This window comes from Micromonospora sp. WMMD964, assembly GCF_029581455.1.
GTDB lineage: Bacteria > Actinomycetota > Actinomycetes > Mycobacteriales > Micromonosporaceae > Micromonospora.
Genome location: NZ_CP120860.1, coordinates 2,055,675 through 2,074,805, shown reverse-complemented (window position 1 = coordinate 2,074,805; position 19,131 = coordinate 2,055,675). Strand labels below are relative to the sequence as shown.

Below are 19,131 nucleotides of genomic sequence, written 5' to 3'. Positions count from 1 at the left end.
GCCTACGGAGCGCACCCTCGTACAGTGTCGGGGTGCCCGACACCGCGATCCCCGGACCGACCGTCCACCCTGCCGATGCCGCGACGTACGCCGCGTTGCACGCCGACGCCACCGCGCTGCTCGACGGCTGGCAGCCCACCAGCCCGGACGCGGCCCGCGCACGGGACCGCACCCTCCGCCTGCTCGACGCCGGCCCGGTCGCGATGAGCAGGCAGCACCGTCCCGGGCACATCACCGCCAGCGCCCTGGTCCTCGACGCCACCGGCTCGCGTGTGCTGCTCTGCCTGCACGGCAAGTTCGGGCGTTGGGTGCAACTCGGCGGGCACTGCGAGCCGGTCGACCAGACGCTGGTGGCCGCCGCGCTCCGGGAGGCCACCGAGGAGTCCGGGATCGCCGGCCTCCGCATCGACCCGGTGCCGATCGACGTGGACGTGCACCCGGTGCAGTGCCAGGGCGGCTCCCTGCACCACGACGTCCGGTTCGCCGTACTCGCCCCGCCCGCTGCGGTGGAGCAGGTCAGCGACGAGGCCGAGGAGTTGGGCTGGTTCCCGCCGGACCACCTGCCCGAGCCGCTGGCCGGCGGGACCGTGCAACTGGTCGCGCCGGCCCTCGCCGCCCTCAGACGTAGCCCTCTTCGCCTCGCTCCTTGAGCTCGTCGACCAGGGTTTTGACGTCCTGCGCCCGGTCGCGCGGGCAGACCAGCACCGCGTCCGACGTGTCCACCACGATCAGGTCACGCACCCCGAGGACGGCCACCAACCGCCCCGACTGCGGCACGACCACCAGGTTGGCGCTGTCGCGCAGCAGCACACCCGGCTTCGCGTCGGTGCCGAGCACCACGTTGCCCGCGTCGTCGCTCGGCAGCACGTCGCCGAGGGTGTGGAAGTCGCCGACGTCGTTCCAGCCGAAGTCACCCGGCACGGTCGCGACCCGACCGGCGGTGGCGGCGCCCTCCATCACGGCGTAGTCCACCGAGATCTTCGGCAGGGTCGGCCAGATCGCGCCGAGGACCTCGTCCTGCTCGGGGGTGCCCCAGGCGGCGGCGATCGCGGCGACCCCCGCGTGCAACGCCGGCTGCTGGCGGGCCAGCTCGGCGAGGAAGACGTCCACCCGCCACACGAACATGCTCGCGTTCCACAGGTGCCGGCCCGAACGGACGTACGCCTCGGCGACCTCGGCGGCCGGCTTCTCCTTGAACTCGGCCACCGGCCGCCACGGCGAACCGTCGGTCTCCTCGCCGGTCTCCAGGTAGCCGTAGCCGGTCTCCGGTCGGGTCGGGGTGATGCCGACGGTCATCAGCATGCCCTGCTCGGCCCCGCGGACGGCCTCCTGGACCGTGCGAACCCAGCTGTCCGGGTCGCGGATCAGGTGGTCGGCCGCGAAGCTGCCCATCACCGCGTTCGGGTCGCGCACCGCGATGACCGCCGTCGCCAGCGCGATGGCCGCGCAGGAGTCCCGAGGCGAGGGCTCGACCAGGATGTTCTCCTCGGGCAGACCGGTCAGCTGCCGGGCCACCGCCGCGACGTGCGCGGCACCGGTGACCACAAGGGTCCGATCCGGTGTGGTCAGCGGCGCGAGCCGCTCCACGGTCGCCTGCAGCAGCGAGGCGCTGGTGCCGGTCAGCGGATGGAGGAACTTGGGGTGGCCGGCGCGGGACAACGGCCACAGCCGTGTACCGCTGCCACCTGCCGGGATGACCGCATAAAGCATCCGCACATCATGCCCGACGAACCTGCACGAAGTGGCACGGGTCACCACCCGGGCCGGAGGGTCAGGAACGAGCCCGACTCCAGGCGGCGATGTGCACCTCGGCGCTGGACTCCCAGGTGAACTCCTTCGCCCGGTCGAAACCCGCCTTCGCCAGTGACAACCGTCGTTGCTCGTCGTCGAGAAGGGCGGCCAGGTCGGTGGCGATCTGGTCCGGGTCCTCAGAGGTGTACGCGACGGCGTCGCCACCCACCTCGGGCAGTGACAGCCGCGGCGTCGTCAGCACCGGGGCGGCGCACGCCATCGCCTCCAGGATCGGCAGACCGAACCCCTCGCCGTAGGAGGGGTAGGCGGCGACCAGCGCACCACCGAGGAAGCCCGGCAGGTCCCCGTAGCGCAGGTAGCCGGGACGCAGCAGACGCAGGTGCGACGGGACCTCGGCGACGGCCCGGTCGATGTCGTCGTCGTGCCCCTGCCCACCGGCGATCACCAGGGCCGGCGGGTCGGACCGGTCGGCCACCGCCCGCGCCCAACCACGGATCAGATTGGGTACGTTCTTGCGCGGCTCCTTGGCCCCGAGGAACGCGACGTAGCTGCTGTTGCCGAGCCCCAACCGGGCGCGGACGCGGGCCTTCTCCTCCTCGGTGGGAGCGTGGAAGGCCGCCTGGTCGACACCGTGGTAGGCCACGTCGATCCGCGTCGGGTCGGCGTCGAGCAGCCGGATCAGCTCGTCCCGGGTGGCCTTGCTGGGCACGATCACCCGGTCGGCGCGGCGCAGCGAGGTCTTGATGGCGCTGCGGAAGAACGTGCGGCGGGACTTGTCGTAGTGCTCCGGCTCGGTGAAGAACGTCGCGTCGTGCACGGTGACGGTCACCGGACAGCCGGCCCGCAGCGGGCAGGTGTAGAAGGGCGAATGCAGCACCTGTGCGCCGACCTGCTGGGCGAGCAGGGGCAGGCCGGTCTGCTCCCAGGCGAGCCGGGCCGGACGGTGGGCCACGGCGGCCGGGGCCGGGATGATCTCCGCGCCGGGCAGCATCCGGGTGTAGCGCTCGAGGTCGGTGCGGAGGCTGACCACCGCCAGCTCCACCCCCGACCCGCACACCTTGCCGAGGGCACCGAGCAGACCGTCGACGTAGCGACCGACACCACCACGGTCGGCGGGGACACTCGTGGCGTCGATGAGCACGCGGGGCGGGCGACCGGCGGTCACGGGGCGACTCCTTGCACTGGCGGGTCTGTGGGGAAAAACACTCCGGGGGCCAAGCCTACGCCGGAGCGCGGGGGCGGCGCTGACTGCGACCCGACGGTACGCCGACTTGTCATCGTCATCGAGTACGGGCGGCAGGGGCGTATCGTTCGCGCCGATGGCCGACAATATTGCCCGGGTCTTCGCCGACGCGATCGCTACCGACCCGACCAGACCGTTGCTCACCTGGTACGACGATGCCAGCGGGGACCGCACCGAACTTTCCGGCGCCACCCTGGCGAACTGGGTGGCGAAGACCGCCAATCTTCTCGTCGACGAGGTCGGCCTCGCCCCGGCCGCCCCGGTCGGCGTGTTGTTGCCGCCGCACTGGCAGGCCGCGGCGGTGCTGCTGGGCTGTTGGTCGGCCAAGCTGAACGTCGTCGACACGCCGGGAGACGTGGACGTGCTCTTCGCCGCCGTCGACCAACTCGACGAGGCACAGTCGTGGGCGGCCGACGAGCGGTACGCCCTCGGGTTGGCCCCGCTCGCCGCCCCGCTGCGGCAGGTGCCGCCCGGGTTCGCCGACTACGTCGTGGAGGTACGCGGACACGGCGACCACTTCACGCCGCAGCCTGGTCCGGGCCCCGCCGACGCGCGCCTGCTGACCCGGGCCGGGGCCCGCGCCGACGAGCTGGGCATCGAGCGTGGGGCACGGGTCCTGGTCGACGCCACCCGCTACCCGGACCCGATCGACTGGCTGCTGGCCCCGCTGACCCGGGCCGCCACAGTGGTCCTCTGCGCCAACCCGGACCCAGCCCGCCTAACCACCCGCCTGAGCACCGAAAAGATCACCCACCCCCTCCCCTAACCCCACCCCACCCGCCCCCAGCCCCAGCCCCGCCCTCAGCCCCAGCCCAGCCCCGCCCTCAGCCCCGTCGATCATGGAGTTGTGGTGAGGGACTCCTGCGACTACGCCCCTTTTGTGAACACCACAACTCCATGATCGACCAAGAGGGCGGCGGGGCTTGCGGCAAGATCCACTCCACATCGGCGATCTGGCGGTATCCCGTGGCCCGGATACCCCAAGGTCGCCGATGTGGAGTGGATCATCTACCGGCGCGCCCCGACGGCTGTGCGGTCCGGGGCAGGGGCCGGGGCCCAGGGCAGGGGCCGGGGCCCAGGGCAGGGGCCGGGGCCCAGGGCAGGGGCCGGGGCCCAGGGCAGGGGCCGGGGCCCAGGGCAGGGGCCGGGGCCCAGGGCAGGGGCCGGGGCCCAGGGCAGGGGCCGGGGCCCAGGGCAGGGGCCGGGGCCCAGGGCAGGGGCCGGGGCCCAGGGCAGGGGCCGGGGCCCAGGGCAGGGGCCGGGGGCCGGGGCCGGGGCGGGGCCGGGGCCGGGGGCAGCCGCCCTAGGCGGGGGTTCTCGACTGGGCGAAGGTGGCGAACGCGGTCAGGGACTCCGGGTTGGCCAGTGCGCCCTTGGCGGCGGCCTGGTCGACCGGGGTGCCGGTGAGGATCTTCTTGACCGGCACCTCCAGCTTCTTCGCCGACAGGGTGCGGGGCACCGAACGCACCTGGTGGATCTCGTCAGGTACGTGTCGGGGCGAGAGCGCGGAGCGCAGTTCGCGGCAGATCGCCGCGCGCATCGGGTCGTCCAACGTCAGGCCGTCGGCGAGCACCACGAAGAGCAGTAGCTCGCCGGCGCCGCCCTCGTCGTCCTCCAGGTGCACGACGACGGAGTCGAGCACCTCGTCCAGCCCTTCGACCACGGAGTAGAACTCGGCGGTGCCCAGCCGCACCCCGCCCCGGTTCAGGGTGGCGTCGGAGCGTCCGGTGATCACGCAGCCGCCCCGCTCGTTGATGGTGATCCAGTCCCCGTGCCGCCACACGCCCGGGTAGACGTCGAAGTACGCCTCGGCGTAACGGACGCCGTCCGGGTCGTTCCAGAAGCCCACCGGCATGCTCGGCATCGGCTCGGTGATCACCAACTCGCCCAACTCGCCGATGACCGGGGTGCCGTCGGCGGAGCGGGCCTCCACCTTGGCGCCCAGGGCACGGCAGGCGATCTCACCGGCGTACACCGGCAGCAACGGCACCCCACCGACGAAGCCGGTGCACACGTCGGTGCCGCCGGAGAGCGACTGGAGTTGAAGGTGGTCGCCGACGGTCTCGTACACCCAGCGGAAGCCCTCGGCGGGCAACGGCGCACCGGTGGAACCCACCCCGCGCAGCGCGGACAGGTCGGCGATCTCCCGGGGGACCAACCCGGCCTTGCGGCAGGCCAACAGGAACGGTGCCGAGGTGCCGAAGTACGTGGTGCCGGTCTCCGCCGCCAACCGCCACAGCCCGCCGAGGTCCGGGTGACCCGGGTTGCCGTCGAAGAGCACGATCGTCGCGCCCACCGCCGGGCCGGAGACCAGGAAGTTCCACATCATCCAGCCGGTGGTGGTGAACCAGAAGAACCGGTCCGCCGGGCCCAGGTCGTGGTGCAGGGCGAGCATCTTCAGGTGTTCCAGCAGGATGCCGCCGTGGCCGTGCACGATCGGCTTGGGCAGCCCGGTGGTGCCCGAGGAGTAGAGGACGTAGAGCGGGTGATCGAACGGCACCGGCGTGAACGTCAACGGCTCGTCGGTCGGCGCGGCCAGCTCGGCCCAGCCCAGCGCCCCGTCCGGCGGTGTGCCCTGCCGGTCGAGGTAGGAGATGCTCACGGTGTGCCGCAGCGACGGCAGGGCGGCCCGGATCGCGGCCACCTCGGCGCGGCGGTCCACCGGCTTGTCGCCGTAGCGGTAGCCGTCCACGGCGACCAGCACCGTCGGCTCGATCTGCTGCCACCGGTCGGTGACACTGCGGGTGCCGAACTCGGGCGCGCAGGACGAGAAGATCGCGCCCAGGCTGGCGGCGGCCAGCAGGAGGACGTACGTCTCACCGATGTTGGGGGCGTACGCCGCCACCCGGTCACCGGCGGTGACGCCGAGGCGACGCAGCCCGGCCGACACCCGGCGGACCTGCTCACGCAACTCTCCGGCGGTCAGCGTGACCGGCGGTCGGGTCTGCCCGTGCGCGATCACCACCGGGTCGTCGTCGGCACGCCCCGGCATCCGCAGCACGTTCTCCGCGTAGTTGAGCGTGGCCCCGGGGAACCAACGGGCCCCGGGCATGCTCCGCTCGGCGAGCGTGGCGGTGGGCGGGGTGTGCGCGATCACCTCGAAGTGGTCCCAGATGGAGCGCCAGAACCCGTCCAGGTCGGTGGTGGACCAGCGCCACAGCGCGTCGTAGTCGGCGAAGTCCAGCCCCCGGTGCTCCCGCAGCCAGCGCAAGTAGTCGCCGATCCGGGACCGCTCGCGTACGTCCGTCGGCGGCGCCCACAGCATGTCACCCACTGGTCCACCCTCCCCTGGCCCGGCACGACACTGTGTTTGGGCCGTGGCGCCATCTTGCCCTACCTCGAAGCGCCATTCTGCGCAGCGGGTACGCCGACCGACGCGTGCCCGTCCCACACTCCACCCGGCCGACCTGTGTGGGTCAGCCGGCGCGATGGGCCTGGATGGCGCGGCGGCGGGCGAGGCGGTGCGCCCGGCGGATCTCCGCCTCCTTGTACCGGCGCTCGTCCTCCGCCGTCTCCGGCAGCACCGGGCGGACCACCCGCGGCGCCCCGCCGACGTCCACCCCGACGAAGACCAGGTACGCGGTGGCCACCCGGACCGCGGCGTCCTCGGCCGAGTCCCACCGTTCGGCCACCACCCGCACGCCGACCTCCATCGAGGTCTGGCCGGTCCAGTTCACCTGCGCGTGCGCGTGCACCAGGTCACCGACCCGGACCGCCTCGGAGAAGACGATCTCGTCGATCGCCGCGGTGACCGCCGTGCCGCCACTGTGCCGGGCCGCGGCGGCACCCGCCACGTCGTCGACGAACTTCATCAGTACCCCGCCGTGCACGGTGCCGTACAGGTTCACGTCCACCGCGGTCATGATCTTGCTTAGCGTGACCCGCGAGTACGACGTCGGCTTGCCGATCGGAGCGGCGGAGAGGTGCTCAGTCATGTCGAAAACGGTACGGTGCGCGGATGCGACATCTCTGGAGCTTCCTCGCCGGGCTGGTGGTGGCGCCCATCACCTGGGTGCTGGTCACACTGGGGCAGGACGGGTCGAGCCGGACGGTCGACCGCTGGGTGGAGATCGGCACGTTCAACACCGCCAACCTGATCGAGCCGGCCGTGTACCTCGGTGTCGGCGGTGTCCTGTTGGGCCTGCTCGGCACGCTGCGTTTCTCACCGCTGGGCCCGCTGGTGGCCGGATTGCTGCTGGTCACCCCGTACATCGGGATGTTCGTGGCGCCGTTCACGGTGCGGGACGCGATCCCGCACGAGTGGAAGGTGTTCGGCGATCCCCTGCCGCTGCGGCTGCCGGTGGAGAACGGCACGCTCTTCCTGATCGGCCTGCTGCTGCTGATGGCGACGTTCAGCATGCAGCGGTGGCGGCAGTGGCCCAGCCCGGCGACCGAGCCGGCCGCGACGCCGGCCCCCGCGCCGGACGGAGGCCCCCGCAACGACGACTTCACGCTCACCGACTGGCCGCCGGCCACGCCGGCGGAGCGGGACACCGCGCCCCTCACTCTGGGTTACCCGGCCGATTCGCCGACCGAGCCGCTACCGCGCCGGGTCGGTGGGGAATCGCCCTGGTCCGCTCCGCCGCGCGGTCAACCGCGTCCGGAGGACACCACCGAGATCCGCTGAACCGTCGGGCGGGCCGGGGTCACCCGGCCCGCCCGCTGTCTCGCCCGGCTAGTGCACCGCGACCGCGAGGTCCGGGTCGACGGTGCCGAGACCGGCCCGGGGAACCACGACGAGCATGACGGCCAGCGAGGCGGCCATCCCGCCCGCGATGACGATCGCCATCGGCACGCTTCCGGTGCCGAACAGACCCGCCAGCGGCGCGGACAACGCACCGATGCCGAACTGCACAGCGCCGAGCAGCGCCGCGGCGGTGCCCGCGGTCTCGCTGTGCCGACTCATGGCCAGCGCCGGGGCGTTCGGCAGGGCCAGTCCGGCGGCGGCCAGCACGAGCCACAGCGCGGCGAGCAGGGTGCCCAGACCGCCGAAGCCGGTGGCCGCGAACAGGATCAGCAACAGCCCGGCCGCCGTGCCGGCGATCAGGGCGCTGACCAGGATCTGCTGCGGGGTGTAGCGACGCAGCAGCCGCACGTTGAACTGGGTGGCCGCGATCAGGCCCACCGCACCGGCCCCGAAGGCCACACCGAACTCCTGCTCGTCGAGGCCGTACTCCCGCTGGAGGACGAACGACGACCCGGAGACGTACGCGAACAGGGCGGCCATCGCCAGCCCGGCGACCAGCACCAGCCCGACGAACGCCCGGTCGTTGAAGAGTCCCCGGTAGTCGCGCAGGGTGGCAGCCAACCCTCCGTGCCGTCGACGCGCCACCGGGAGGGTCTCCTGGAGCCGGAGTGCGGCCACGACGATCAGCAGCACGCCCAGCACCGCCAGGGCGGCGAAGACGCCCCGCCAGTCGGTCCACCGCAGCAGGCCGCTGCCGAGGGTCGGCGCGAGGATGGGCGCCAGACCCATGACGAGCATCAACCGCGAGAAGATCCGCGCGAAGGAGGCCCCGCTGAAGAGGTCGCGGACGACCGCGGTGGCGACCACGGTGGCGGCCGCGACACCGAGCCCCTGGAGGACCCGCAGCGTGCCGAGCACCGCGATGTTGGGCGCGAAGACGCACAGCACGGAGGCCACGATGTGCGCGGCCAACCCGGCCAGCAGCGGAGTGCGCCGTCCGACCACATCGGAGAGCGGGCCGATCAGCAACTGGCCCAGGGCGAGGCCGACGAGCGTGCCGGTGAGCGTCAACTGCACAGCGGTCTCGGTGGTCTCAAGACCCGCCGTGATGGCGGGGAGCGCGGGCAGGTACATGTCGATGGTCAGCGGCCCGATCGCGATCAACGCACCCAGGACGAGGACGAGTTGCGCCCGCTGACGGTTGGTCATCAGATCGCCGGGCAGGACGCTCGCGGTGGTCGTCGGATCTGCCGTGCGGGTGCCCGCTCCGGTCTCTTCCACGGACTGCTTCATCGTCTCGTTCTCTCTGCGGATGTGACGAGCGGGGGTCGTGGTGGAGGTGAACGCGCGGAAGGCGTGCGGCGTTCCCGATGTGTGGAGAGTCACCGATGCCGGGTGTGACGACGGTCACGGTCCAGAGAGAACCCAAGCAGGGGTACGCGTCGTCTTGCCTTTCGTGAGACGAAGTCTGGACGGGCTCGACGAGGGCGAACTGCTCCGCCGGGTCGCTCGGGGCGACCGGCGCGCGTTCGACGCGCTGTACCGGCGTACCGCCCCCTGGTTGACCGCACGCCTGCGGCGGCGCTGCGCCGACGAGGACGTGGTGGCCGAGGTGTTGCAGGAGACGTACCTGGCGGTGTGGCGGTCGGCCGGAAGCCAGGCGCGGTCGTCCTCCGCCTCCGGCAGCGCGGTGGGCTGGTTGTGGACGATCGCCGCCCACCGGCTGGTCGACGCGTTCCGCCACCGGGCTCGGCGCGAGCGGATCCCGGCGGTGCAGACCTTCGAGACGGTGGCCCCGGCCGCCGAGGAGGAGGCGCTGGCCGGGGGGATGGACGCGAACCTCGAAAAGGCCCTGCACGCGCTACCTCCGGAGTTACGACAGGTGCTCCGCGCGATGGTCCTCGACGGTCTGACCGCCCGGGAGACGTCGCTGCTGCTCGGCATGCCCGAGGGCACCGTGAAGACCCGTGCGCGACGGGCCCGAATCGCACTCCGGGAGGCGCTGTCATGACCACTCACCCCACAGCCGCTCTCATCTCCCACTACGCCTCGGGCGGTGTCGGCGTCGACGACCCGACCATCTGGGCGGTGGAGGCGCACCTGGAGACCTGCGCCGACTGCCGAGGGCTGCTGGCCGACGCGGTCGACCCCGGCACGCGTGAACTGCTGGACCGGGTGGCCGGCGTGGTCGCCGCCGGGATCGCCGGCGGCCCCGGACCGGTGCGTCCGCGACGGTTACCACGTACCGGGGTCGCCGCTCGGACCCTCCCCTGGCTCGCCACCGCCGCCGGGCTGATGCTCGCCGCGGTCCTGTTCGAGAAGACCTTCGCCAGTCTGCCGTCGCTGGTGCTGCTGGTCGCTCCGGTCGCGCCACTGCTACCGGTGGCCGCCGTGTGGAGTCGACGAGTCGACCCGGCCTGGGAGTTGGCGGCCACCACCCCCCGTACCGGCCTGCCGCTGCTCATGCGCCGCACGTTGGGGGTGCTGGTCGCGGTCCTGCCGGTGCTGGCGGTCGCCGGTTGGGGCACCGGCCACTCCCCCGGCCTCTGGTTGCTTCCGGCGCTGGGCTTCACCGCCGGGGCGTTGGCGCTCGGCACGATGCTGGGGATCGACCGCGCCGCGCTCATCCTGGCGCTCACCTGGTCCGCGGGCGTGGTGGCGCCGAGCCTGGTCGGCGGGCGACTCCCGGCCGTCCTCGCGGGCGGCAGTCCGACCGGTTGGACGCTCGCCACAGTGCTGTTGCTGGCCGTGGTCCTCGTCCAGGCCCGATGGCGGTCGCAGCTACCCACCAGCACCTTCCGATGACGAGATACGGAGAGATGATGATGCGTACGGTCAGCGTGGCGGAGACCGCGCCGTCGACGTACCCGTGGGCGGTGCACGCCGAGACGTTGCAGGTCAAGGCCGGTCGACACCTGGCGGTCAACGGTCTGGACCTGTCGTTGGGCATCGGCGTGCACGGGCTGCTCGGCCCCAACGGCGCCGGCAAGACGACGTTGATGCGGGCCCTGGCCACCGTGGTGAAGCCGGCCGCCGGCCGGCTCACCCTGCTGGGCGCGGAGGTCACCGCCGGGGCGGACCTGCGCCGGGTACGACGTGGCCTGGGCTACCTGCCGCAGCACTTCGGTTTCTACCCGCGTTTCACGGTCCGGGAGTTCGTCGAGTACCTGGCCTGGCTCAAGGAGATGCCGAAATCGGTCATCCCCGGTGCGGTGCAACGGGCCATCGAACGGGTCGGGCTGGCGGATCGCGCCGACTCCCGGATGAAGACGCTGTCCGGCGGGATGCTGCGCCGCGCCGGCATCGCCCAGGCGATCGTCAACGACCCGCAGGTGCTGCTGCTCGACGAGCCGACCGTCGGCCTGGACCCGGAGCAACGCCTCGACTTCCGTGAGCTGCTGCGCGAGATCGGCCTGGACAGCTGCGTACTCGTCTCCACCCACCTGGTCGAGGACGTGGCGGTGGCCTGCACCGACGTGGTGCTGGTCAGCGAGGGCCGGTTGGTGTGGCAGGGCAGCACCGGTGAGCTGGCCGAACAGGGCGGCGCCGACGACGCCGGTGACAGCGCCACCGAACGCGGCTACTCGTCGGTGCTGCGCGCCTACCGTGGCCGGGTGTCGGCGTGACCGGACGAATTCTGCGCATCGAACTACGCCGGTCGGCGGCGGTGGCCATCGCCCTGCTGATACTGGTGACCGGCACGGTGCTGCTGCTCACTGCCACCCAGTTCTTCGCCGGGCGCTGGATGCAACTGGCGGTCACCACCCGGACGATGCTGATGGTGATGCTGCCACTCGCGCTGGCCGGCGGGGCGTTGCTGGGCCGCCGCGACGCCCGTTGCCGGGTCGACGAGTTGTTCGCCAGCACCGTCCGGCCACGGTGGCAGCGCGTGGGCCCGACCGCCAGTGCGCTCGCGATCTCGGTGGCGACCGCGTACCTCCTGGTGTTCCTCATCGCGGCCGGGTGGGTGGTGCGGACGTCGGGTTACTTCACGGTCGCCGCGATCGTCGTGACCGCGGTCGGCGTCCCGGCGTTGGTCGCCGCGGCCTGGCTGGGCATGGCCGCCGGCCGGGCCGTGCCCCGGTTGATCACCGCACCCATTCTCGCCGTGGTTGGTTTCGTCCTGGTGGGGCTGGTACCGGACCTGGTCATGCTGGCTGACACCGCCTCGACTCTGACCAGGTTCCGGCCGGAACCGTCGGCCGTGCTGCTCATCCCGGTCTTCAGCGGCGGCGTGGACGACTTCCAGACGGTCGTCAACCGGGTCAGCCTGCTCCAGATGGTGTGGCTGGTGTCCCTCGCCGCCACCGGGCTACTGCTCCTGGGCGCGGTCCGGCGTCGGGCCATCGCGCTGGCAGTGCTCCCCGCGGTGCTCGGCGCCGCCGTCACGGTACCGCTGCTGCCAGTGGGCGGAACCCGCGGCGCTGTCGCTACCGACCCGGTCGCCGTCGAGCTGGTCTGCGACAGCAACGGCCCGCAGGTCTGCGTGACCCGCGCACACGCTGGAACGCTGCCCGACGTCGTCGGCCCGGCCCGGGAGGCCCTGGCCTTGATGGCAGCGAAGCTACCCAACGCCCCGGTCCGGGCGGTGGAGACCCAACAGGTCGCCTATTGGGCGCAACTCTCACCCGACCTGTCACCGCCCCGGCACCCCGTCGACACGCTCGTCTTCGAGGCCCCGACGATCAACCGCAGCGGAGGTGCCGACCTGTCCGACGGTTACTTCGTGCCGTCGCTGCTGCGGGCCGTCTGGGAGCAGGAGTGCGGCGAAGGGCCGGAGGACGACGAGCCCCTCGCCCGGATGGTCGCCGCCGCCTGGCTGACCGACCAACCACCGACACTGGAGTCCTGGTGGGACCGCGCGGACGCCGAGCGGGCACAGCGTGCCTACCAGGCGCTGGTGAGCCTGCCGCAGGCCGAGCAGCGGCAACGGATGGCAGCGGCACGGGAGGCAGCGCTGGACTGCCGGACCGACGCCCTGCTGGCGCTGCTGCCCGAGGACAAACCGTGAGATGGCTTCAGCTGTACCTGCGCTCCCGTCGGGTGCCCTTCGCCCTGGGCACTGCGACCGCGATGATCACGCTGGTGTGGGCGATGTCCCTGGCCTACACGGACGCGACGACCATCCACGCGCGCGCGGCCAGCCTCGCCATCATGCTGGCGGTGGCCGCCGTCGGCACCACCCTCAACGGTGCCGACGACGCCCTCGACCACACCGCGTCGGTCAACTGGCCGCTGCGGCGGGCCGGGCACCTGCTCCTCGCCGCCGCCGTGATCACCGCCCTGCTGTCGCTCAGCGCACTCACCGACGTGCGGTACGAGCCGCTCGCCCTCGTGCTGCGCAACACCGCCGGCCTGCTCGGGCTGACCGCGCTCGGCACCGCCCTGTTCGGCGCCGCGCTGTCCTGGATCGCCCCGCTCACCTGGACCCTCATCGCGGTCCTGCCGTTCCTGGGGCCAAGCACTGACGTGCGCGTCCAGGTCGCCAGTTGGCTGACCCAGCCCGCCGGCACCACCGCTGCCACCGCCTGCGCCACAGTGCTGGCCGTGACCGGTCTGCTGGCGTACGCGCTGCGCGGCGGCCCGCTGCGACCCGCCAGCGAGACGACCTCCGACCGGTGACGACATCGTCGGTGGTCGGGGCTGCCGACGCCGGACGTTCCGGTCGTTCCCGTCCGACCCGGGTCCACCCCGGAAAACCACCTCAGACCCGACCGCAGAGACTCTATTCTCATCCGGTAGTCACCGGACCCGGAGGATCGTCGCCTTCCGCCACCTGCGGGAGTGCCGACTGCTCAGATGCCGGGGCGTGGTGACGTCGCCCGGTACAAGTTGCGTCGGCGCAGCCGGTCTGACGAGAACTCACAACGACGGGGCATGAGGCCCGGCCACCCCATCGAACCAGACGGACACCGTGGCCGCTTCCGACGCGGGCTCGCGGTCGTCCTGCTGCTGACGGGGCTGCTGACCACCGTCGCCCCGGCATGGGGGGCCGACGGTGGTCCGACCGGCAGCGCCGGGGCCATCTCCGACGGGGCGGTCTCCGACGGGGTTGCGGTCGGCACCCCCACACCCCTGCGCAACGTGCCCTCGGTGATCGCCGACGTGGCCGACGGCCAACTCATCGTCTACCGGATGCCCGGCATCCGGGGAGACCAGATCAACGCCACCGCCATGCTGTTCCTCCCCACGCAGGCGCCCCCGGCCGGTGGGTGGCCGCTCGTGGTCTGGGGGCACGGCACCGTCGGTTGGGCCCCGGAGTGCGCGCCGAGCGTGCAACTTCAGGAGCATGGCAAGTGGGTTGACGGGCCGAACGCCGCCCTGCTGGCGGCCAATCTGAGAATGAACACAGCCGTGGTCGCGCCGGACTACGAAGGACTCGGCCCGGTGGCCGAGGGGGTCCCGGAGGGGCACGGCTACTACGAGTTGTCCAGCGAGGGAAAATTCGATGGTCTTCGCCGCGGTCGCCGCGCAGCGACTCCTCGGCGACCGGCTGTCGGGTCAATGGGTGCCGGCCGGATGGTCGGAGGGAGGCTTCGCCGCCCTGGCCGCGGTGTCGGTGGTGCGGGAGCCGCGCATGGTCTTGCCGTCCACGGCGACCGCCCGTCTGCCCGCCGGTGATGTGGCCGCAGTTCGCGCGGCGAGCCAGCCGCTGACGGCAGTGGTGAGACGGTCCGGGTCCAGGGCCTGCAGCAAGCGGCGGATCATCGCCTCCGACGGACGCCGGTGCGGGGCGATACCCAACGCCAACGCGGTGGTGTCCGGGACGTCGGCGACCCACTCGGCGATCGCGGTGTAGGAGCGGTAACGAGCCACCACAGCGCACACCGCCGCGGTCACCACAACTACCAACCCGTGCCGCACGCGGCGGGTACGGGGATCCAGCAGGTTGGCCAGCGCTGCGGCCAGCCCAGCAGCGGTTTCGGGCACCGTGACAGCCGGTGCGCAGGGCAAGGACGAGATCAGCGATGATGGCAGCGCGGGCAGGGCTCACTTAGGACGATCAAGGCTTCGACACCCTGATGATCATCTGAACCGGTCATGCCCGCCCTGCTGCTCGCAACTCCGGCGCTTCTCAGCCGAATGCCTCATCCCGGACGCGTCCACGACTTTGCCGGGGCCCAGGGCCACTACGACGTGCCTCTGAGCTGGGAGAACTCGCCCTCACACCGTCCTCTCCCGGCTTCCCCAGAGCTAGCCATCATTTGTACAGTCCCGGCATGCCCGGCTGGGCTCTCACAGGACATCAGCTGCGTAGGGCCTCAGCCGGGCCGACCCGACTCGCCTTCCATGCCGGCATCACGCCCGCCACTGTTCCGATCAGCAGCCCCAGCACCGGAGCGGCTAATAGCACCTGCGGTTCCAGCACCACGAGCCACTCCCGCCAGAGAGCGACGGCGACGGTGACATCAACCGCAACCACCGTCCCGAGGATGCCGCCTGCCAGGCCGAGGAAGCCCGACTCCACCAAGAACTGCAACGCCACACCCCGTCGGGATCCACCGATCGCGCGCCTCAGGCCAATCTCCGCCCGCCGTTCGAGGACGGCGACCATCATCGTGTTGGAGACCCCGAGAGCACTGATCGCGAGTGAGACGAGGGCCAAGCCGAGGAACAATGCCTTGGTGTCCGCCTCGACGCCCTTGCGGAAGGTCCGCAGGTCCGGCGGGACGAGGGCGACCACGGCAGCGGGATCGGCCGGACTGACCGCAAGCCGCCCCTCGGCTGCCACCTGGTCGGCAGCACCGAGGGCGGTCCGCACCACCGCGTCCGGAGGTCCAAAGGCCCAGCCCAGCCCTCGCTCCTCGGCACAGCGCTGGTAGGGCACGACGACGGCACCAGTCAATCTGACCTCACCCGCCGGTGCCGCGTATACGCCCAGGACACTTACCGGCACCCCGTCCACGTAGATGAGCTGACCAGCGTGGTGGATTCCGAGATCCCGTGCCGTGACGCTGTCCACCACCGCCACCGGGTCCGCACGCTCGCCGTGCCCCTCGTCGAACATCCGGCCGGTCAACAGTCGGGTGCCCATCGCGGAGAGCGCCGACGCCTGCGCCGCTACGAGGTTCACCCTCCGAGACAGGGACGTTGAGTGTTGTGGTGCCAACATTGTGGCCCGGTGTTCGTCCCGGCTGGCCCCACAGAGCAGGCCGGCCGCGATGACGCCGTTGAGCCGGGTGACGGCGGCGAGCACCGACGCCGGCGGCCGGGGCGCGCCGTCCTTCCACCGCAGCGTGACGCTTGTGGCACGCACGGCATCGAATTTGTCCGAGATAGCGGCGGACGCAGTCGCCGTCACCTGAAGCGTGGCGACGGTGGCCGCGACACCGAGGCCGACACCGATGGAGGTGAGCAGTGAACGCGTCCAACGCCCGACGACCGCCAAGTGCGCCTGCTCGAGAACGTCACGTAGCCCCCCGAGACCCACACCGCCCATCGCGCACCTCCACCCGTCGGTCCGCGCAGTCCTGGACCTGCTGGTCATGCGTGACGATCACCACTGCACGCGTGACGGAGACGAGTCCGCGGAGCAGCTCGAGGATGGCATCCGTATTCTCGCTGTCGAGGTTGCCCGTCGGCTCGTCGCACAGCAGGACGGGCGGATCGTGCACCAGTGCACGGGCGATCGCCACCCGCTGCTGCTCGCCACCGCTGAGGGTGCGCGGCGATGCGTGCTGCCGATGCGCGAGACCAACCCGGGTGAGGGCCGCTTCGGCCCGTTCGCGCCGCGTCGCCCGCGCCGCGTGCTGGTGTACCAGCGGTAGCATGACATTGTGCACCACGTCGAGGTGACGGACGAGGTGGAAGGCCTGGAAGACGAAACCGCTGCCCCGTGACCGCAGGCCGTCCCGCTCGCGCTCGCGCAGGTCGGCGGTGTCCACGCCGTTGAACCGCACCAGGCCCGTCGTCGGCGTGTCCAGCAGCCCCATAATGTTGAGCAGCGTGGACTTGCCGGACCCGGACGCACCGACCACCGCCACCAGTTCCCCCCCGTTGAGGTCGAGGTTCGCGTCGCGCAGGGCGTGCACCTGTGGCGGACCGGGGAAGGTGCGGCTGACCCCGACCACGGACAGGAAGGGCTCACCCATCGGTCACAACCACCTGATCGCCGTCTCTCAACTCGCCGGTGACTGCCGCCTCGCCGCCCACGGTAAGCAGCACGTCGACCGGTATGTCAATGATGGAGGTCCCGCTCACGACCCGGACGTGGACCCGCCCGTCCGTACCCGTCCACAGTGCAGACACCGGCACGACGGTGCTCCGGTCGCGACTTCTCGCGCGCGTCATGACCACCTGTTGCGCCTCCCCGAACCGGACGGCCGCCCGGCCGGCAACGCTGAACACAGCGTGTCGCTTTGCTGGCGTGCCGCCGGACGCCGGAACCTGTTGGATCTTCATCAAGTCGGTGCGGCGGTCCTTGAGTGGACCCTGACCGAACGCGAGGCCGGGCCGGTCTGCCTCGCCGAGCATCCGGGCCGTCTCGTCGTCGAGTTCGACGCGCACCTGCCAGCCGCCGAAAGCCAGGGTCGCCACCGGGCCGTCAACCGTCGTGCCCACTGCGGCAGGCAGCGCGGTCACGGTGGCCGGCAGGGTGCAAAAGGCGATCTCCCCGGACGGGACCAGGAGGTGATGCCCGACGGCGGCCGGAGTGTTTGCCGGCCGGTCCGCAGGAGATCCCTCGGCCGGCGAAACCTCGGCCGGTTGATCAGTCGGCACGGGCTTGGTCGCACGGTACGCCGCTCGGTAACCGGCACGTTGGTAGAGCCGACGCAGATCCCTCTCGGTTCGCTCGTCGAAAGCGCCAGTGACCGGCGTGCCGTAGCGGATCCCCAGGGCGGCCTGGAGTTGTCGGACGTCGGGGCCGGCGTCACCCGGGGCGAGATCGCGGTAGGCCGGGAACCGGCCTGGCAGCACGATGACAGGCCGGCCGGAGATCTCGACAATCACGTCACCGGCGTCGATCTTGTCACCAACCCGCACGGGAGCATCGGTCACGACCAGCCTGGTGGCGCCGGCCACCGCAGCGGGACCGATGACGTCGGCGCTCACCCGAGCCTCTACCACGCCGTCCAGCACCGTCTCATCGACCAATTGGCCATAGCGTACGGTCGCGGTTACGACCGAGGGAGTCGGCGGTCCGGCCGAGGCGGCCCTCTGGCTCGGGGTTCGCGCGCGGCCGGCCGCAGCGATGCTCGAGCCCGTGACCGCGACCAGGCCCACGATCCCACCGGTGACGAGCAGTCGTCGTCGCCTCACCAGTCATCTCCGCGTTCGTGTGCGAGAGCGCCGATCTGGACGGGCGCCGCGCCGCAATGAGGAAGTCGAGTCGTCATTCGCGTCAGATCCAGCCGCGCTTGGCGGCGTTCGTGCCCGCCTGAAAGCGGCTACGGGCTCCGAGCCGCACCATCAGTTGGGCCATGATCCGACGTACGGTCCGCAGCGAAACGCCAAGTTTGCGCGCTATATTCTCGTCGGTTTGGCCGGCGGCCAGCATCCGAAGAATCTGCTGTTCCGTCAAGGAGACCCCGTCCTGGCTCAACGACGCCGCACATTCAGGCGCGACGGCAGCGGTCCACATCTCCCTGAACAACGCGATCGCCAGGGTGACGACCCCGGGGCTGCGCACCTCGATCGCCCCTCGGCCCGCCTCGTCGGGGTCCATCGGCATCAACGCGACATGTCCGTCGACTATGAGCAGAGGCTGCGGAAGGACAGGCATGGCGCGGACCTCGCCGCCGCGTTCGGCGAGCCACCGCGCGACCTCGGCGGCAGCCGGGCTGCGGAGCACACAGTCCTGCCAGACAGCCCGGACTCGTACACCGCGTCCCACGGCATCACCAACAATCTCGCCGGCTGTCGCGCCGGGCTCCCACATCTCGAATCCGCCCGGCGCCAACACCAGGTACTCCTGCTGTGCCGAGGTGCCCAGCCCGACGAGGCGTTCTCGAACGGCGTCGACGCCGTCGAGGCGAATAATGGTCTCCTGCACTCGGCCCGCATTCTGCTCCGCTGCGAGCGCGAGCATGGCGGCCCGAGCATGGTCGATTTGCTTGACTTTGTAATCGACATGGGCCTCGGCCTTGGTCAGCAGCCAGGCCAGACCTACCTCCGGGCTGACCGGCAAAAGTTCCTGCGGGTCATGCCGCGCCGGACGCACGAGAGACGCCCGGGTGAGTTCGTCCAGTGCAGTCCGAACCGCGTCCTCCGGCAGGAGCAACTCGGTTACCAGGCCCTCCGGCCGACATCCGGGCCGCGCCAGCAACGCGCGATATACAGACTCCGCCTCGGGCGTGAGCCCAAGCACCTCGAGCATACGATCCCCCGTGATCCATCGAATTGTGGCGATCAGAGGATCACGGGTTACATCCAAAGACAATTAGACGTATAGGCAGTGGCATGATCCTGCCACGCAGGATGCTGACAACGGCCGCGGTTGCGGGAACAG

At 71.5% G+C, this 19,131-nt stretch carries 18 protein-coding genes; 8 read left to right on the top strand and 10 right to left on the bottom strand.

The genetic code is table 11. From position 1 onward, the window contains the following. Window positions 1-32: 32 nt before the first annotated feature. Window positions 33-650 carry an NUDIX domain-containing protein gene (locus O7616_RS09760; RefSeq protein WP_282306495.1) on the top strand — a complete coding sequence of 206 codons (618 nt, stop codon included), beginning with the start codon at window positions 33-35 and terminating at the stop codon, window positions 648-650. Here O7616_RS09760 and O7616_RS09755 read toward each other — a convergent pair. After that, window positions 619-1,710, bottom strand: a complete 1,092-nt coding sequence (locus O7616_RS09755; protein WP_282306493.1) for a sugar phosphate nucleotidyltransferase — start codon at window positions 1,708-1,710, stop codon at window positions 619-621. The two genes, O7616_RS09760 and O7616_RS09755, sit on opposite strands and share 32 nt — an antisense overlap. A 61-nt stretch (window positions 1,711-1,771) precedes the next feature. After that, window positions 1,772-2,917 (bottom strand): glycosyltransferase family 1 protein, encoded by a 1,146-nt coding sequence (locus tag O7616_RS09750; protein ID WP_282306492.1) that lies wholly within the window; start codon window positions 2,915-2,917, stop codon window positions 1,772-1,774. Window positions 2,918-3,071: 154 nt separating this feature from the next. Here O7616_RS09750 and O7616_RS09745 point away from each other — a divergent pair, with 154 nt between their 5' ends. After that, window positions 3,072-3,761 (top strand): TIGR03089 family protein, encoded by a 690-nt coding sequence (locus O7616_RS09745; RefSeq protein ID WP_282306491.1) that lies wholly within the window; start codon window positions 3,072-3,074, stop codon window positions 3,759-3,761. A 537-nt stretch (window positions 3,762-4,298) separates the two neighbouring features. Here O7616_RS09745 and O7616_RS09740 read toward each other — a convergent pair. Beyond that, complete coding sequence (locus O7616_RS09740; RefSeq protein WP_282306490.1) at window positions 4,299-6,269, bottom strand: acetoacetate--CoA ligase; 1,971 nt, start codon at window positions 6,267-6,269, stop codon at window positions 4,299-4,301. Window positions 6,270-6,411: 142 nt separating this feature from the next. Next, window positions 6,412-6,930 (bottom strand): hotdog domain-containing protein, encoded by a 519-nt coding sequence (locus tag O7616_RS09735; protein ID WP_088946282.1) that lies wholly within the window; start codon window positions 6,928-6,930, stop codon window positions 6,412-6,414. A gap of 23 nt (window positions 6,931-6,953) precedes the next feature. On the opposite strand from O7616_RS09735, the gene O7616_RS09730 reads away from it, so the two are divergent. Continuing rightward, complete coding sequence (locus O7616_RS09730) at window positions 6,954-7,622, top strand: hypothetical protein (RefSeq protein WP_282306489.1); 669 nt, start codon at window positions 6,954-6,956, stop codon at window positions 7,620-7,622. 48 nt (window positions 7,623-7,670) lie between these two features. Here O7616_RS09730 and O7616_RS09725 read toward each other — a convergent pair whose 3' ends face one another. Beyond that, window positions 7,671-8,891 (bottom strand): multidrug effflux MFS transporter, encoded by a 1,221-nt coding sequence (locus O7616_RS09725; RefSeq protein WP_282307580.1) that lies wholly within the window; start codon window positions 8,889-8,891, stop codon window positions 7,671-7,673. Window positions 8,892-9,138: 247 nt separating this feature from the next. Here O7616_RS09725 and O7616_RS09720 point away from each other — a divergent pair, with 247 nt between their 5' ends. Genes O7616_RS09720 through O7616_RS09700 form a run of 5 tightly spaced genes read left to right on the top strand, consistent with a single transcriptional unit; the run spans window position 9,139 to window position 13,304 of the window. Beyond that, on the top strand, window positions 9,139-9,693 hold the full coding sequence (locus O7616_RS09720; RefSeq protein WP_282306488.1) for an RNA polymerase sigma factor: 555 nt from the start codon (window positions 9,139-9,141) through the stop codon (window positions 9,691-9,693). Further along, window positions 9,690-10,487 (top strand): zf-HC2 domain-containing protein, encoded by a 798-nt coding sequence (locus O7616_RS09715; protein ID WP_282306487.1) that lies wholly within the window; start codon window positions 9,690-9,692, stop codon window positions 10,485-10,487. Before O7616_RS09720 ends, O7616_RS09715 begins: the two co-directional genes overlap by 4 nt. 20 nt (window positions 10,488-10,507) lie before the next feature. After that, window positions 10,508-11,308 carry an ABC transporter ATP-binding protein gene (locus O7616_RS09710; protein ID WP_282307579.1) on the top strand — a complete coding sequence of 267 codons (801 nt, stop codon included), beginning with the start codon at window positions 10,508-10,510 and terminating at the stop codon, window positions 11,306-11,308. Beyond that, window positions 11,305-12,693 (top strand): hypothetical protein, encoded by a 1,389-nt coding sequence (locus tag O7616_RS09705; RefSeq protein ID WP_282306486.1) that lies wholly within the window; start codon window positions 11,305-11,307, stop codon window positions 12,691-12,693. The genes O7616_RS09710 and O7616_RS09705 overlap by 4 nt, the downstream gene beginning before the upstream one ends. Then, on the top strand, window positions 12,690-13,304 hold the full coding sequence (locus tag O7616_RS09700) for a hypothetical protein (protein WP_282306485.1): 615 nt from the start codon (window positions 12,690-12,692) through the stop codon (window positions 13,302-13,304). Before O7616_RS09705 ends, O7616_RS09700 begins: the two co-directional genes overlap by 4 nt. Before the next feature lie 879 nt (window positions 13,305-14,183). Here O7616_RS09700 and O7616_RS09695 read toward each other — a convergent pair. The 5 genes from O7616_RS09695 to O7616_RS09675 form a co-directional block, all read right to left on the bottom strand. Continuing rightward, window positions 14,184-14,612, bottom strand: a complete 429-nt coding sequence (locus O7616_RS09695) for a transposase family protein (RefSeq protein WP_282306484.1) — start codon at window positions 14,610-14,612, stop codon at window positions 14,184-14,186. 316 nt (window positions 14,613-14,928) lie between these two features. Beyond that, entirely contained in the window at window positions 14,929-16,122 is a 1,194-nt protein-coding gene (locus O7616_RS09690; protein ID WP_282306483.1) for an ABC transporter permease, read from the bottom strand. Further along, entirely contained in the window at window positions 16,091-16,774 is a 684-nt protein-coding gene (locus O7616_RS09685) for an ABC transporter ATP-binding protein (protein ID WP_282306482.1), read from the bottom strand. The genes O7616_RS09690 and O7616_RS09685 overlap by 32 nt, the downstream gene beginning before the upstream one ends. Further along, window positions 16,767-17,777, bottom strand: coding sequence for a hypothetical protein (locus O7616_RS09680; protein ID WP_282306481.1), 1,011 nt, complete (start codon window positions 17,775-17,777; stop codon window positions 16,767-16,769). The genes O7616_RS09685 and O7616_RS09680 overlap by 8 nt, the downstream gene beginning before the upstream one ends. Window positions 17,778-18,024: 247 nt before the next feature. Continuing rightward, window positions 18,025-18,999 carry a helix-turn-helix transcriptional regulator gene (locus tag O7616_RS09675; protein ID WP_282306480.1) on the bottom strand — a complete coding sequence of 325 codons (975 nt, stop codon included), beginning with the start codon at window positions 18,997-18,999 and terminating at the stop codon, window positions 18,025-18,027. Window positions 19,000-19,131 lie beyond the last annotated feature (132 nt).

What these genes read in the sequence shown, in the direction of transcription:
- O7616_RS09710 (WP_282307579.1), top strand. Translation starts at nt 10,508, where the DNA reads ATGCGTACGGTCAGCGTGGCGGAGACCGCGCCGTCGACGTACCCGTGG.
- O7616_RS09755 (WP_282306493.1), bottom strand. Translation starts at nt 1,710, where the DNA reads ATGCTTTATGCGGTCATCCCGGCAGGTGGCAGCGGTACACGGCTGTGG.
- O7616_RS09745 (WP_282306491.1), top strand. Translation starts at nt 3,072, where the DNA reads ATGGCCGACAATATTGCCCGGGTCTTCGCCGACGCGATCGCTACCGAC.
- O7616_RS09690 (WP_282306483.1), bottom strand. Translation starts at nt 16,122, where the DNA reads ATGGGCGGTGTGGGTCTCGGGGGGCTACGTGACGTTCTCGAGCAGGCG.
- O7616_RS09730 (WP_282306489.1), top strand. Translation starts at nt 6,954, where the DNA reads ATGCGACATCTCTGGAGCTTCCTCGCCGGGCTGGTGGTGGCGCCCATC.
- O7616_RS09715 (WP_282306487.1), top strand. Translation starts at nt 9,690, where the DNA reads ATGACCACTCACCCCACAGCCGCTCTCATCTCCCACTACGCCTCGGGC.
- O7616_RS09725 (WP_282307580.1), bottom strand. Translation starts at nt 8,891, where the DNA reads ATGACCAACCGTCAGCGGGCGCAACTCGTCCTCGTCCTGGGTGCGTTG.
- O7616_RS09735 (WP_088946282.1), bottom strand. Translation starts at nt 6,930, where the DNA reads ATGACTGAGCACCTCTCCGCCGCTCCGATCGGCAAGCCGACGTCGTAC.
- O7616_RS09675 (WP_282306480.1), bottom strand. Translation starts at nt 18,999, where the DNA reads ATGCTCGAGGTGCTTGGGCTCACGCCCGAGGCGGAGTCTGTATATCGC.
- O7616_RS09685 (WP_282306482.1), bottom strand. Translation starts at nt 16,774, where the DNA reads ATGGGTGAGCCCTTCCTGTCCGTGGTCGGGGTCAGCCGCACCTTCCCC.